The organism is Alteromonas sp. BZK5 (genome assembly GCF_014349115.1).
Lineage (GTDB): Bacteria > Pseudomonadota > Gammaproteobacteria > Enterobacterales > Alteromonadaceae > Alteromonas > Alteromonas macleodii.
The window spans coordinates 62615-76309 of the sequence record NZ_JACSOE010000017.1; the positions used below are offsets into that span (position 1 = coordinate 62615).

The 13695-nt window shown below is 44.7% G+C and carries 14 protein-coding genes; 13 read left to right on the forward strand and 1 reads right to left on the reverse strand.

Annotation, left to right across the window (positions count from 1 at the left end; genetic code table 11):
* The first annotated feature begins 12 nt into the window (after window positions 1-12).
* From BIZ39_RS07210 to flgL, 12 genes are all read left to right on the forward strand, one after another.
* On the forward strand, window positions 13-843 hold the full coding sequence (locus BIZ39_RS07210) for a CheR family methyltransferase (protein ID WP_187446674.1): 831 nt from the start codon (window positions 13-15) through the stop codon (window positions 841-843).
* 203 nt (window positions 844-1046) lie between these two features.
* Window positions 1047-1481 carry a flagellar basal body rod protein FlgB gene (gene flgB / locus BIZ39_RS07215; protein WP_014948594.1) on the forward strand — a complete coding sequence of 145 codons (435 nt, stop codon included), beginning with the start codon at window positions 1047-1049 and terminating at the stop codon, window positions 1479-1481.
* A 2-nt stretch (window positions 1482-1483) separates the two neighbouring features.
* Window positions 1484-1906, forward strand: a complete 423-nt coding sequence (flgC, locus tag BIZ39_RS07220) for a flagellar basal body rod protein FlgC (protein WP_012517627.1) — start codon at window positions 1484-1486, stop codon at window positions 1904-1906.
* A gap of 31 nt (window positions 1907-1937) precedes the next feature.
* Entirely contained in the window at window positions 1938-2624 is a 687-nt protein-coding gene (flgD, locus tag BIZ39_RS07225) for a flagellar hook assembly protein FlgD (RefSeq protein ID WP_012517628.1), read from the forward strand.
* A 14-nt stretch (window positions 2625-2638) separates the two neighbouring features.
* Window positions 2639-4024 (forward strand): flagellar hook protein FlgE, encoded by a 1386-nt coding sequence (gene flgE / locus BIZ39_RS07230; protein WP_014948596.1) that lies wholly within the window; start codon window positions 2639-2641, stop codon window positions 4022-4024.
* 224 nt (window positions 4025-4248) lie between these two features.
* Window positions 4249-4992, forward strand: coding sequence for a flagellar basal body rod protein FlgF (locus tag BIZ39_RS07235; RefSeq protein WP_014948597.1), 744 nt, complete (start codon window positions 4249-4251; stop codon window positions 4990-4992).
* Between the two features lie 46 nt (window positions 4993-5038).
* Window positions 5039-5827, forward strand: coding sequence for a flagellar basal-body rod protein FlgG (flgG, locus tag BIZ39_RS07240; RefSeq protein ID WP_014948598.1), 789 nt, complete (start codon window positions 5039-5041; stop codon window positions 5825-5827).
* Window positions 5828-5838: 11 nt separating this feature from the next.
* A complete protein-coding gene (gene flgH, locus BIZ39_RS07245; RefSeq protein WP_014948599.1) occupies window positions 5839-6519 on the forward strand; it encodes a flagellar basal body L-ring protein FlgH in 681 nt (226 codons plus the stop codon).
* A gap of 22 nt (window positions 6520-6541) precedes the next feature.
* The gene (locus BIZ39_RS07250; protein ID WP_014975877.1) at window positions 6542-7654 is read left to right on the forward strand and encodes a flagellar basal body P-ring protein FlgI; all 1113 of its coding nucleotides are present in this window, start codon (window positions 6542-6544) and stop codon (window positions 7652-7654) included.
* Between the two features lie 63 nt (window positions 7655-7717).
* Window positions 7718-8668, forward strand: a complete 951-nt coding sequence (gene flgJ, locus BIZ39_RS07255; RefSeq protein WP_187446675.1) for a flagellar assembly peptidoglycan hydrolase FlgJ — start codon at window positions 7718-7720, stop codon at window positions 8666-8668.
* Window positions 8669-8684: 16 nt separating this feature from the next.
* Entirely contained in the window at window positions 8685-10727 is a 2043-nt protein-coding gene (flgK, locus tag BIZ39_RS07260; RefSeq protein ID WP_187446676.1) for a flagellar hook-associated protein FlgK, read from the forward strand.
* Between the two features lie 7 nt (window positions 10728-10734).
* Window positions 10735-11949, forward strand: coding sequence for a flagellar hook-associated protein FlgL (gene flgL / locus BIZ39_RS07265; RefSeq protein WP_187446677.1), 1215 nt, complete (start codon window positions 10735-10737; stop codon window positions 11947-11949).
* 100 nt (window positions 11950-12049) lie between these two features.
* Here flgL and BIZ39_RS07270 read toward each other — a convergent pair whose 3' ends face one another.
* A complete protein-coding gene (locus tag BIZ39_RS07270; protein WP_187446678.1) occupies window positions 12050-12382 on the reverse strand; it encodes a serine O-acetyltransferase in 333 nt (110 codons plus the stop codon).
* A gap of 641 nt (window positions 12383-13023) precedes the next feature.
* Between BIZ39_RS07270 and BIZ39_RS07275 the strand changes: the two genes are divergently transcribed.
* Window positions 13024-13695 (forward strand): flagellin (locus BIZ39_RS07275; RefSeq protein ID WP_187446679.1); only part of this gene is annotated, 672 nt, incomplete at its 3' end.

A 13695-nucleotide genomic window follows, 5' to 3' on the forward strand; every position in this document is an offset into this window, starting at 1 on the left:
AGCAAGATAGGATTGGCTAATAAAGACGTTTCGCCAGCAAGTTACCTCAAGTTTAGAGAGTTTTTGGAAAAGCAATGCGGCATAGTATTAGGTGATAATAAACAATACCTGGTGCGCAGCCGTTTAGCTTCATTACTCTATAAGCATAAGTATGAGTCTGCTGACGAACTGATTGACGTGGTTGTGAAAGGGTTCGACAGAACTTTACTACAGAACGCTATTGACGCAATGACCACAAACGAAACGTTGTGGTTTCGAGACAACTATCCCTTCGATTTACTTGTAAAAGAGTTACTACCAACACTATCGGCAAAAAATCAGAAACTTCGCATATGGAGTGCCGCTTGTTCGTCTGGACAAGAGCCTTATTCTATTGCGATGTCTGTACTTGAATATCAGCGCCAAAGGCCAGGTGCATTAAGAGCGGGTGTTGAAATTGTTGCTACAGATTTATCGTCAGAAATGCTGCAAAAGTGTGAGTTAGGTATTTATGACGAACTGTCCCTTGCAAGGGGATTGTCCCCGCAAAGGAGACAGGCCTTTTTCCAGCAAAATGATAGCGGGCTTATGCAGGTAAAACCCGACGTTCGTCGGATGGTAAGCTTTAGAAGTCTAAATTTACTTTCGAGCTATGCAGCACTTGGCCGCTTTGATATCGTTTTTTGCCGTAATGTTTTGATTTATTTCTCGGCCGAAGTAAAACAACGCATCCTGCAACAAATTGCCGGACAGCTGCAGCCTCAGGGTGTGCTTTTCCTTGGCGCCTCTGAATCAATCAGCGCTGCAAGTGATACCTACAGTATGGTTAAGTGCCACCCTGGCCTTTACTATCAAAAAAAATGATCTAACTTATCGGCCTGATAAATAATACTTTTTTTTAAGATCAGGTCGACACTTTTGACTTACACCCTCCGTCAAAATCTCATTATGGCATTTGCCTTGCTAACTATTTCTACAAACGACAGTAAAACGGCAAGATTCGATATTTAATTGTCCGCTTACATTGTCACCACGAAACAAATTTTTAGTATGTCAGAGGTCATGTTATGGCTATTAACCTAGATAAGCTGGTTGGCTTTCATGAGTCAGCACTCACTATACGCACAGAGCGTATGGAAGTGATTTCTGGAAATCTAGCGAACGCAAACACGCCTGGTTATAAAGCGCGGGACATTGATTTTAATAAAGCAATGCAGTCGGCTATGCGAGAAGCATCTGGTGGTACAGCCAATCACGCTTCTTCAGGAATGGTGCGGACAAATGATCGCCACTTAAGCGGCAATTCTACGTCAGTAGCGGCAAACTTTGACATGCAATACCGCATCCCAACACAACCAGACACTGGCGACGGGAATACGGTTGAAGTTCAAGCGGAAAGAAATCGGTTTTTAGACAATGGATTGCGCTACCAAGCCAGCCTAGAGTTTTTGAACGGAAAAATTAAAGGCATGAAAAAAGCGCTTAGCTCAGGAGGTCAGTAGTCATGAGTTTATTTAATGTAATGCAAATTTCGAGTACGGGTATGGAGGCGGAGAATGTACGCCTTAATACTACGGCAAGTAATATTGCCAATGCTAACTCGGTTAGCAGCAGCTATGACGAAACATACCGAGCTCGCCATCCAGTTTTCGCTACGGCGTTGCAAGATGCAATGCGCGATCAGTCAAAAGGTGCAGGTGTTCAAGTAAAGGGGATTGTAGAAAGTGATGCTCCTTTGCAAGTGGAGTATTCACCTAACAATCCGATGGCAGATGAAAACGGCTACATCTATAAACCCAACGTGAACATTGTGGAAGAGATGGCGAATATGATGTCAGCGTCCAAAGCGTATGAAACTAACGTACAGGTTGCGGACACCACAAAGCGTATTTTCCGTCGCGTACTGCAGCTAGGTCAAGGGCAGTAACTTGCCGCTTGAATAATGTGAGGATTACTCAGTGAATACCATAAACAATACTGGCTTAAATACTGATCTGTATTGGCAAGAGGAAACCGTCAAAATAGCTGACGGCACCGAGCAGCAGTTAACCCAGGAAGATTTCTTCTCAATGTTAACTGAGCAGTTAGCCAATCAGGATCCCACTGCACCCGTTGATAACGATCAAATGGTAGCGCAGATGACATCATTTACGATGGCCGACGGTATTTCCCAGCTTAACGAAAAGTTTGAGTCGTTTGCAGCTTCAATGACATCGAATCAAGCGTTACAAGCTTCTAGTCTTATCGGGCAAAACGTGCTGGTTCAAGGTAACGTGGGTTATATGGCCAATGAAGGCGATGGCATTTCGGGTGTCATCGTGAATGAAAAAACAGTTCAGAATATGACGATCACTATTGAGAACCAGTTTGGTGAAGTCATAAAAACCATTGATGCAGGCACACAAAGCGCTGGCAACATTGAGTTTGAATGGGATGGCAAAGATAAGCATGGCAACCAGATGGCACCGGGTGAATATGTTATCAGTGCCACTGGCGAGTTGAATGGAGAAGGTGTTCAGCTGAATACCGCCGTTAATCGCCATGTTGGAAGTGTAAGCTTGGCTGGTAGTGGTCAAGGCGTAATTTTGAATTTGGATGGTGATGTCAGTATCAATCTTGATGACGTCATTCAAATCGGCAGTTAGTAGGAGAATCAATAATGTCTTTTAATATTGCACTGAGTGGCGTATCAGCCGCACAAAAAGATTTGGATGTAACCGCCAACAACATCGCAAACGTAAATACAGTTGGCTTTAAAGAATCTCGCGCTGAATTTGGCGATGTTTATGCGGCATCACTGCTTTCAGGTGGTAAAACTAAAGTAGGTGACGGTGTACTCACTCAAGAAGTTGCTCAGCAATTTTCTCAAGGTAGCCTTCAGTTTACCAATACCTCGCTTGATTTGGCGATCACGGGTAATGGTTTCTTTGCGACAGTACCTGAAATTACGTCTCGCGACTTCTCGTTCACACGTGCGGGTCAGTTCAAGTTAGATAGCGACAATTTCGTGGTTAACAGTAACGGCGATAACTTATTGGGTTTCCCCGTTAACTCTGATGGTACAAGTGCCTCGGTAGCACTTAGTACTACTGAGCCAGTGCGTATTCCAGACTCTTCGGGTTCTCCCGCACAAACCACAGAAGTTGACATTCGAATGAACTTGCCTGCTGGTGATGCAGCCCTAGATCCACAAGATTTTGACCCTGAAGATCCGCTTACCTACAACGCCGCAACATCGGTAACCGTTTACGATTCGTTAGGTGATAGTCACGTAATGACCTATTACTTCATAAAGGATGCGACACCGGGTGTTGATAATGAGTGGTATGTTGCTACTGCAATCGATGACACGCTAGTTGATATGACAGATTCAGCGGGTAATGACACAGACCCAGCAACAGCAGTAAATAGTGTCGGTGGTAACACTGGTAACGCCGTAACAGCATCTAAACTTATCTTCTCTCAAGGTGGTGATTTTGCTGGCATGGAAACGCCTGATGGCCTACCTACACTTGATTTCAAAATGCAAACAGAAGCGTTAGGCGCAGGTATTCTTGCTAATGGCTCAGATCCTACTCAGCAAATAAGCATTGATTTTAACCTCGATGTTAATAACGCGACGCCTAATGAGCCGACTCAGTTCGCCTCTGCGTTTGAAGTTACTTCACTAGAACAGGACGGTTTGCCTGTAGGTCGATTAACAGGTATCGACATTGGTCCGGATGGCTTGGTTCGCGCGACGTTCTCTAATGGTACGTCTGAACCTATTGTTCGTGTCGCTTTGGTTCGCTTTTCTAATGAACAAGGCCTAACTCAAGAGAGCAGTACTCAGTGGAAGGAAAGTATTCTTTCAGGTGAGGCACTAGCGGGTGAAGCAACAACCGGTACTTTCGGCGAAATTAACTCTTCGGCGCTAGAACAAGCTAACGTTAACCTTACCACTGAGCTCATCGACATGATTATCGCTCAGCGTAACTTCCAGGCAAACTCGCGCGCGCTTGAAGTGAACAACTCGCTAAACCAGACTATCCTTAACATTCGATAGTTTGCAGTAAGCCACATTAGCAGATTGCTAAGCGGCAAATTTTAGGCGCGGAAAACCGTACCTATTTGACCCGATTTAGAAAGGTCGCAACAATGCGACCTTTTTATTTTTCTATATATATCAATTTAATACCGCCCTTATTTTTCAATTGCACTAAATATCCACAGATTGGCACTGCCTTTGCAAAATCTTGTTTAAGGTTTAATCAGAGTCAAAAGTCAGTCATGGACAAACTTCTCTATATTTCAGCAAGTGGCGCCTCCCAAGACCTACTAGGAACAGGGATTAGGGCCAATAACTTGGCTAATGCACAGACAACGGGATTCAGAGCGCAGTTAGAGCAGGCAAGGTCAATGCCGGCCTACGGCGAAGGTTTGCCGACTCGCGTGTTTTCCATGACAGAGAGCCCGTCGAATAACTACGAGTCGGGTCCGATGATTAAAACAGACCGCGATTTAGACGTAGCCATTCAAGGTGATGGTTGGTTCGCTGTACAAGATCAAAATGGTCAAGAAGCTTACTCGCGTGATGGAAATTTCAAGTTAGGCGATGACGGAATTTTGACAGATATCCACGATCGCGTCGTGCTTGGTGACAATGGGCCAATATTCCTTCCTGTTCCTTTAGATAACCTCAATATCGCCGCCGATGGCACGTTGTCGATGAGACAGTTAGGTGCCCCTGCCAATGTTATTGAAGAAGTGGGGCGACTTAAATTAGTTAGTCCAAACTATGCAGACATGGAACGTGGCAATGACGGCTTATTTAGAATGGAAGATGGCTCAATAGCGCCAGCCAATGCCAACGTAAAAGTAATGTCGGGCATGCTTGAAGGTTCCAACGTTAATGCTGTTGACGAAATGGTGGACATGATAAGTCTGCAGCGTCACTACGAGCTTCAAGTCAAAATGATGAAGCAAGCAGAAGAGCTTGATACTCGCGGTAATCAGCTACTACGCATCCTGTAAAAGAATTTTTATCACCGTTGCCCTATGAGCAACGTCGGAGGTTAACATGCATCCAGCACTATGGATAAGTAAAACCGGACTAGACGCCGCACAGACTGATGTGGCCGTGGTGTCTAACAACCTAGCAAACGCATCAACAGTGGGCTTTAAAAAAGACCGCGCGGTGTTTGAAGATTTGCTTTATCAGAATATCAATCAGCCAGGCGGTCGTTCGTCAGCCGACACAGAGCTACCTTCTGGGCTTATGCTTGGTTCAGGCTCGAAGGTCGTTGCTACTCAAAAAGCACACACGCAAGGTAACCTGTTAACCACTGAAAACGCGCTTGATATGTCAATTCAGGGCCGTGGTTACTTTGAAATATTGCAGCCAGACGGCACCATTGCATATTCGAGAAATGGTCAGTTTTCACTGAACGACCAAGGCCAAATTGTTACATCTGGCGCGGGCTTTTTGCTTCAGCCTGAAGTGGCTATTCCCGAAGATGCGCAACAAATCACAATTTCTCAAGATGGTGAAATTAGCGTGAGCATACGGGGCCAAGCTGAACCGCAGGTACTCGGTCAGCTTAATATTTCTGACTTTGTTAACCCAACCGGATTACAACCAACCGGACAAAACCTTTATGTAGAGACAGCGTCAAGCGGTGCACCTATTCAGGGGATCCCTGGTCTGCAAGGTTTGGGTTATATCTCACAAGGCACGTTGGAAACGTCTAATGTAAACGTGACCGAAGAGTTAGTAAACCTTATCGAAAGCCAGCGCTTGTATGAGATGAACTCAAAGGTTATCTCATCGGTCGACCAAATGCTTGGTCAGGTTATTCAGCAACTTTAGTAGGTAGCATCATGCGTATTTTAGGTTTATCTGCTGCACTTCTGATACTTGGCGGTTGCGCCAGTACAAACGAGCCTCCCGTTCAGGCAAACGACCCGTCGTTTGCACCGGTAGTGCCAGATTACCCGCGTGAAACGGTAGTAGAAGATGGCTCGCTTTTTCGTTCGCAGCTTGCTAACAACTTATATTCTGACGTTACCGCAAGAAGAGTCGGTGACATCATCACTGTAACGTTAAGCGAGAATACCCAAGCGAGCAAATCAGCCGACACTAGCACAGCGAAAGATTCAAACGTCAATCTTAACCCTATTACCGGGCTTGCTGGGCAAGCGATAAATATTGGCGGAGAGTCGGTACAATTGGGAATAAGTTCATCCCGAGATTTCTCCGGTGATGCCACAGCTAACCAAAGCAACAGCTTAAACGGCGCTATCTCAGTTACTGTGGTCGACGTACTTCCTAACAGCAACCTTGTTATTCGTGGCGAAAAGTGGCTAACCCTGAATCAGGGCGATGAATATATCCGTCTTACCGGCATCATTCGTCCGGCAGACATTAGTCCCGAGAATGAAATCGTGTCCACTAAGGTTGCAAATGCGCGTATCCAATATTCGGGTACGGGAAGTTTTGCGCGAGCACAAGAAAAGGGTTGGTTAACCAAGTTCTTTGATTCTGCTTGGTGGCCTCTTTAGGTTTTAGGATAGGAGAGTGAACATGCGTTTGTTTTCAGTAGTATTAGCCGCTTTCACAATGCTTTTATCTTCACAGGCAGGTGCGCAGCGCATTAAAGATGTAGCGAGTATTCAAGGCGTACGTAGTAACCAATTAGTGGGATATGGTCTTGTTGTAGGTTTGCCTGGAACGGGTGAACAAAGCCCGTTTACCGAACAGAGTTTCAGAACCATGCTGCGTAACTTTGGTATCAGTCTTGACGCTAACACCAAGCCGAAAATACGAAACGTGGCCGCAGTGGCGGTACACGCCGACCTGCCTGCTTTTGCAAAACCCGGACAAACCATTGATATTACGGTTTCTTCAGTTGGCGAAGCGGCCAGTCTTCAAGGCGGAACGTTGCTCCAGACGTTTCTTCGCGGTGTTGACGGTAAAGTCTACGCTGTAGCGCAAGGCAGCTTAGTCGTGAGCGGGTTTGGCGCACAAGGCGGTGATGGCTCTCGTATTGTCGTTAATACGCCAACGGTAGGAAGAATTCCAAACGGTGCGATGGTAGAGCAATCTGTACCAACAGGCTTTGCCAATGGTGACACGTTAACGCTTAACCTCCATTATCCAGATTTCTCAACAGCCAAGTCGCTTGCAGATACGATCAACGAGCGCTTAGGTGCACAGCCGGAAAATGGCTATGTTATTGCTAAGCCCATTGATGCAGCGTCTGTTCGCGTGTCGGCCCCGCGAGATGTCGGTCAGCGCGTGGGCTTTTTGGCTACCTTAGAAAACTTCGAATTTACACCAGCTGATGCCCCAGCGCGTGTGGTAATAAACAGCCGTACAGGCACCATTGTTATAGGCAGTGACGTTCGCTTGTTGCCTGCAGCGATTACCCACGGTGGGTTAACCGTAACCATCTCTGAAAACCAGCAAGTTTCGCAACCTAACGCGTTTGGCGAAGGCCAGACTGCCGTTACGACCCAGTCTATTGTTGATGTCGATTTAGCAGACAGCCGCATGTTCAAGTTTGAGCCAGGCGTTACCCTTGACCAACTTGTGCGTGCGGTAAATGAGGTAGGTGCGGCGCCAGGCGATTTAATGGCAATTTTAGAAGCATTACGCCAAGCCGGTGCTTTGCGTGGTGAGCTTGTGATCATTTAAGACGAGCTAATAGCATTTATGAGAATTAAGCAAGCACGATAGGGTTATAGCGGAAAAAGTACGATGGAATCACTTAGCACAAAAAGTCAGCTTGATATGGCACGCAATGTCCACGATATGGGCAGCATTAATAAAATGCGCGAAGCTATCGCATCAGGTGACGAGACAGTATTGCAAGAGGCTGCCCAGCAGTTTGAAGCGATTTTTGTGCAAATGATGTTGAAGTCTATGCGTAAAGCGCAAGATGCCCTTGCTGATGAAGATAGCCCGTTTAATTCTCAGCAAGTTAAGTTTTATCGTGATATGCATGACCAACAATTAGCGACAGACCTTACCTCAGGTGGGGGATTAGGTCTCGCTGATGTTATTGTTAAACAGCTAGGTCAGACCGAGGATAGCTATACACCAGCCAGCGTTATCAGGAGCGACGGTGATATATCGTCACTGAATAGAAGCCGTGCGTATAAGGTGGCAGAAGCGCAAGACATAGCGCTTTCTTCTGAATCTATTCGCAGCCAATCGGCACAAAAAGATGCCATGTTTGAAAACCCTGAGCAGTTTGTTGAAAGCTTGATGCCTATAGCCGAGGAGGTAGCGGCAAAATATGGAATGGATCCTAAAGCAATAATTTCCCAAGCCGCGGTTGAAACCGGGTGGGGAAAATTCGTTATCCATAAAGCGGATGGGGAAAGCTCGCACAACTTATTTGGCATTAAAGCAAATAAGGGATGGCAAGGAGAGCAGGCTGTAGTCGACACGTTGGAATTTAACAATGGACTACCTCAAAAACAAAAGGCTGCTTTTAGGTCCTATTCGTCAGTAGAAGATGCAATGGAAGACTATGGTCGATTTATCACATCACAACCTCGCTACAGCCATGCTGTCGAGAATGCTTCTGATGCAGCGCGTTACACCCATGCGCTTCAGGAAGCGGGCTACGCTACAGACCCTGAATACGCAAGCAAGATAATGGCAGTGTATAACAGCGACCGTCTTAGCGCGTTAATGCCATAGCATTGGAGATGACATAGTGAGTTCTGTTGATTTATTTTCATTAGCGACCAGTGGTGTAAACGCCAGCAGTAAGCTTTTACAAACGACCAGCAACAATATTGCCAATGTCAACACGCCAGGTTACGTTCGCGAGCGCACTGAGCTTCAAAATAGTCAGGTTTTTGGTGTGGAAATCGGCAATACCGAACGCATCATCAACGTATTTGCACAAAACCAATTGCGCCGGGACATTACTTCTGTCGGCGAGCTTGAAGCGTTCTCTGGCAAAACAACGGCCATTGATAACCTATTAGCGAGTGAGGCTAATTCCATCTCTCAAGGTATGAGCGAGTACTTTGCTGCGTTGCAAACTGCTGCTGATGATCCAACTAATTTGGCGTCACGCGAACAAGTACTGAGTAAATCAGAGTCTTTATATAACCGAATGAGAACCTTGTCGGATTATATGCTAGAAAAAGAGGAAGAGCTCAACCTAGAGTTCACGTCGATGGTGAATCGAGCAAACACCTTGATTGGCAATATTGGCGACTTGAACCGCAACATAGTTATCGCCAATGGTAACAATACCAGCGACCAGCCTAGCGCATTGCTTAATGAGAGAGATCAAGCGATAGACGAGCTCGCTTCAATCATGGGAATAACAGTCAAAGAAAGCACCACGCAAAATGGAGCGGTAACAATTAACCTGACTTCTGGTGAGTCATTGGTATTAGAAAATGGCGCATTTAATTTATTTGAACTGAATACCAATGCTGACTTAACTTTCAAGCAGCTTAAACTAGAAACAAACTTTGGCTCACAGACAAAAGCTGATGCCTCAATACGTATCGTAGAAGATGATTTAGGTGGCACACTTGGCGGTTTATTCGGGTACAGAAACGAAATTTTAGGCCCTGCAATGCGGGATGTTGGTCAGCTATCAGTAGCATTCGCCGATGCAATGAATACGCAAAATAAATTGGGGATGGACTTAGACGGCCAACTTGGTAGCAATATTTTCGATATACCTTCGTTTCGCGGATTAGCATATAGCGATACCAATGGTGACTATGTTGTAACTGCACAAATTACCGAAGGTAAAGGTGCAGAGCTAACGGATGCTGACTACAAAATTGAGGTTACGGCAGTAACTGCGGGCGTGCCTAGCCAAATAGAAATTACGCTATTAAATGCAGATGGCACACCGAAAAAAGACGCTTCTGGCAATGATATTATCTATTCCAATTACGCGGTTACAGCTGGATTTAATGAATTGCCCGGTGGTATTGAAGTTGATTTCTCAGGGACCGATCCCTATACCGTGGGTAATGAGTTTCTCATTCAGCCAACTAAAGATATCGCGTCTAAGATTACACTAGAGACAAATCGCCCTGAAGATTTAGCGTTTGCAAGCCCGGTGAGAGCGGGAGCAAATAATACAAATTTGGGACGCGCAAATGTTATTGACGTTACGGTATCTAACACAGAAGTCGGCGCTTCTGCTTTTGACGGAGCGGGTGGGCTGTTAAATTCAGCGCCAGCTCAAATTAACTTTACGGCCGCAGATACATACGACGTTGTAGATGGAAGCGGTAATGTTTTAGCCACAGTAACTGGCACAACTGATTTAACTAACCTCATTAGTCAAGCGGGAATAAGCCCAGATCCAGGCTTTGATTTGAGCTTGGATGGCGTGCCAAAAGCTGGGGATAGTTTCTCGATCAGCTATAATACAGATGGCTTTAACGATAACAGTAATGCGCTTAATTTAGCGGCTATTCAAAACGAAAATACCGTGCAAGTGAGCAGTGAGGCAACGAATACACCACGTACCTTCCAAGATGCTTATGCATCTATGGTTGGCCGAATTGGTGAAGATGCCTCGATGGCAAAAGTAACACTTGCTTCAGCGGAAGCCATGAAGGTTCAATCGCAGAATTGGTTTGAGTCTGTGTCTGGAGTAAGCTTAGACGAAGAAGCCGCAAATTTAATAAAGTATCAACAAAGCTATGCTGCCGCAGCGCGAATTTTGTCTACGGCGCAAGAATTGTTTAATACCATTTTGCAGTCAGCAAGGTAGGTGAGTTATGCGTATATCAACGAATCAAATTTATGATCAAAACATGCGCTCGATTATGCAAAATCAGGGCGATTTGGCAAAGACTCAAGAGCAGCTAGCTACGGGTAAAAAACTATTAAAGCCTAGTGATGATCCGGTTGGAGCTGCTAACGCGCTCAGACTGACCGAACGTCTAGATAGCTTGACTCAGTTTAAAAGAAATAATGATTTGGTAACCGGGTCGCTTGAATTGCAGGAGACTGTTCTAGACAGTGTGAGAAGCTCTGCCGACCGTGCACGAGCGCTCGCTATCCAGTCTGGTAATGGTGCTTATACAGCAGCCGATAGAGAAGCAATAGCCTCAGAACTCAAGCAAATAAAGCTAGAACTATTAGACCTAATGAATACCAAAGATGCGGACGGTAACTACCTTTATTCAGGATTCCAATCTGGGAAGCAGGCGTTTGCATTTGAGCCCGCTTCCTCAGGAAATGCGATTACGTTTTCTGGAGACCAAGGCAAAAATTTTATTAATTTGTCTGAAAGTTCAAAAGTCCAATCAACTACCAGTGGGTTTGAAGTGTTTGAAGATGTGTTAGGTCGGCTAAAATTTACCGTTGACGGCAGTTCTGTGCCGCTACCGACGAAAAGCACTATAAGCAATCAAGATAACTTCGATAATTTTTTCGAGAATAATTACGATCCCGCAAATAATAACTACAGAATTAATTTTTTAGCTAGCGGGCAGGCTGAGCTTATCAATCAAGGAACGGGGGTTGTGTTAGGAAGCACTAGTTTTGCCTCTGGCGAGCCATTCACGCTAAAGGGTATGGAGTTTGAAGTCAATGCCATTGCAGGCGATTCGTTTGATTTTTCACTAGATGCGCCTCAAAGAAAAAGCATGGCGCAGACTATTCACGAATTTGAAGCGCTATTGAATGACCCAAGTACTGATTCTCTAATCCTACAGGAGGGCATAGCGGATGCGTTAATCGGTTTAGATAATGGAATGGAGCGTGTGTCACTCGAGCGAGCTTCTATTGGCGGAAGACTGAATATCGCGCAAAGTATGAGTTTAAGTAACTTCGACTTGCAGATAGCAGCGCAAACCACGCTCTCGTCTATAGAAGATGCAGATTTCGCAAAACTATCAACTGAATTTGCAAAACAAGAAGTTGCTTTAAATGCAGCTTTAGCTACCTTTCCCCAGGTGTCAGAGTTAACTCTTTTTAACTTTATATAGAAAATTAAACAAGTGGTGTCAGTATCGCACTAAGGATATTTTTAGTATTTTGAAATTGCGGTTCCGAAAAACATCACTGCTAAGCCATACCCGGTCTAAGCTACTTCAAGCGAACCGCTGGCGAGCCCGCGTAAACAGCGTTAGCTTCAACATTCTTTAGCACTACAGAATTTGCACCTATCACAGCATTATCGCCAATGGTGATATTTCCTAGCAGAGTTGCATTTGCATAGATAGTGACGTTGTCACCAATGGTAATAGTTTCAATTGGGCTATTGGTGCGCTTTTGACGTAGGGTAACACCTTGATGAATGGTAAAGTTTTTTCCTATCGAAAAGCGCGGACCAATCACAATGCCAAGCCCATGTTGCACGTTGAACCCTTCACCGATTGCCGTACTGTAATATATTTCCATGCCTGTGCGGCGTCTCATTGCGCTCTTGCCAAATGAGAAAGCAGTGGGTTGTCAGCGCCGTGAATAAACAGCAGTCTCTCTAACCGATAAAATAGTACGGCTTCAATCATCGGCTCTCTTTGGATAAGAACAATTAATTCCTCTTGCGAATTAATAAACGACTTATTTGGAGTTTTTGGTTCGCGACCGCTATTGTCTGAATTACAGGGCTATCAATAAGGTGTGTTACCTCGCGTAAAGACGATTCTGGATAATCCATACTGCTGGTTTTTAGACAAAATTTAAAATATTCGATAGCAGAAATCATATGTCACTTTCCCTTTAAGCAATACTCATTCGCAGGACAACTTCTGTTTTAAATATGTAAGGGGGGGATGGTTCACAACTTATTAATTGGTTTAAATATGGAGATTTTTACTTTTTGACATCAAGGATAAGTACTAAAATCCAACTTTTAAATTCAAGTAAGTCTATGAAATTTATCTGGAAAATTAATTTTAAACTGTAATTTAATTTTAAATTGAAAAAAAGTATCAAGGAAATTATGTGACTGCCGTTAACTAATTATCAAGAGATAATACTTCAAGTATATGCGCTTCTTGAGCTTATCGATACTTGAATAAGACACAGTATGTCAATGCTAGATTGAGGAACAAGACATGAGTTTAATCGTAAATACAAACGTAAGTTCGTTAAATGCCCAGCGTCAAATGATGAGTTCAAGCCTTGGCTTAAATCAAGCATTTGAACGACTTTCATCAGGCCTTCGTATCAACAGCGCAGCCGATGATGCTGCTGGACTGCAGATCTCAGACAGACTACAGTCTCAAATTCTAGGATTAAATCAAGGAAACCGCAACGCTAATGATGGAATTTCTCTAGCCCAAACTGCTGAAGGCGCTATGGAAGAAATTACATCGTCTTTTCAAAGAGTAAGAACTCTTGCATCGCAGGCTGCCAACGGCTCTAACACTGACGAAGATCGATTAGCTATTCAAGAAGAAATACGTGCTTTGATGAAAGAGGTCAACAGAATTGCAGGGGATACCACGTTTGGAGGCGAGAACCTGCTTGACGGAACCTATGAAGGAAACTTCCAAGTGGGTGCTGATGCTGTTCAAACGATTGGCTTCAGCATGCAAAATGTTGGCGGCTCTGCAACAGGCACTATTTCTGATAATGGTGGTTTTACTTTATCAGGTATCGCCGGGATTGCGTCTGCGATAGGTGTTAACGCTGCATTGTCAGAATCTTTAGCGGATAAGTTAGTGGGTCTGAGTGACTCAATAGACGGGACAGAAGCAGCAGCAGACTTTACTTTTTCTAGCGTT

What these genes read in the sequence shown, in the direction of transcription:
- flgB (WP_014948594.1), top strand. Translation starts at nt 1,047, where the DNA reads ATGGCTATTAACCTAGATAAGCTGGTTGGCTTTCATGAGTCAGCACTC.
- flgC (WP_012517627.1), top strand. Translation starts at nt 1,484, where the DNA reads ATGAGTTTATTTAATGTAATGCAAATTTCGAGTACGGGTATGGAGGCG.
- flgE (WP_014948596.1), top strand. Translation starts at nt 2,639, where the DNA reads ATGTCTTTTAATATTGCACTGAGTGGCGTATCAGCCGCACAAAAAGAT.
- BIZ39_RS07235 (WP_014948597.1), top strand. Translation starts at nt 4,249, where the DNA reads ATGGACAAACTTCTCTATATTTCAGCAAGTGGCGCCTCCCAAGACCTA.
- flgG (WP_014948598.1), top strand. Translation starts at nt 5,039, where the DNA reads ATGCATCCAGCACTATGGATAAGTAAAACCGGACTAGACGCCGCACAG.
- flgH (WP_014948599.1), top strand. Translation starts at nt 5,839, where the DNA reads ATGCGTATTTTAGGTTTATCTGCTGCACTTCTGATACTTGGCGGTTGC.
- BIZ39_RS07250 (WP_014975877.1), top strand. Translation starts at nt 6,542, where the DNA reads ATGCGTTTGTTTTCAGTAGTATTAGCCGCTTTCACAATGCTTTTATCT.
- flgJ (WP_187446675.1), top strand. Translation starts at nt 7,718, where the DNA reads ATGGAATCACTTAGCACAAAAAGTCAGCTTGATATGGCACGCAATGTC.
- flgL (WP_187446677.1), top strand. Translation starts at nt 10,735, where the DNA reads ATGCGTATATCAACGAATCAAATTTATGATCAAAACATGCGCTCGATT.
- BIZ39_RS07270 (WP_187446678.1), bottom strand. Translation starts at nt 12,382, where the DNA reads ATGAGACGCCGCACAGGCATGGAAATATATTACAGTACGGCAATCGGT.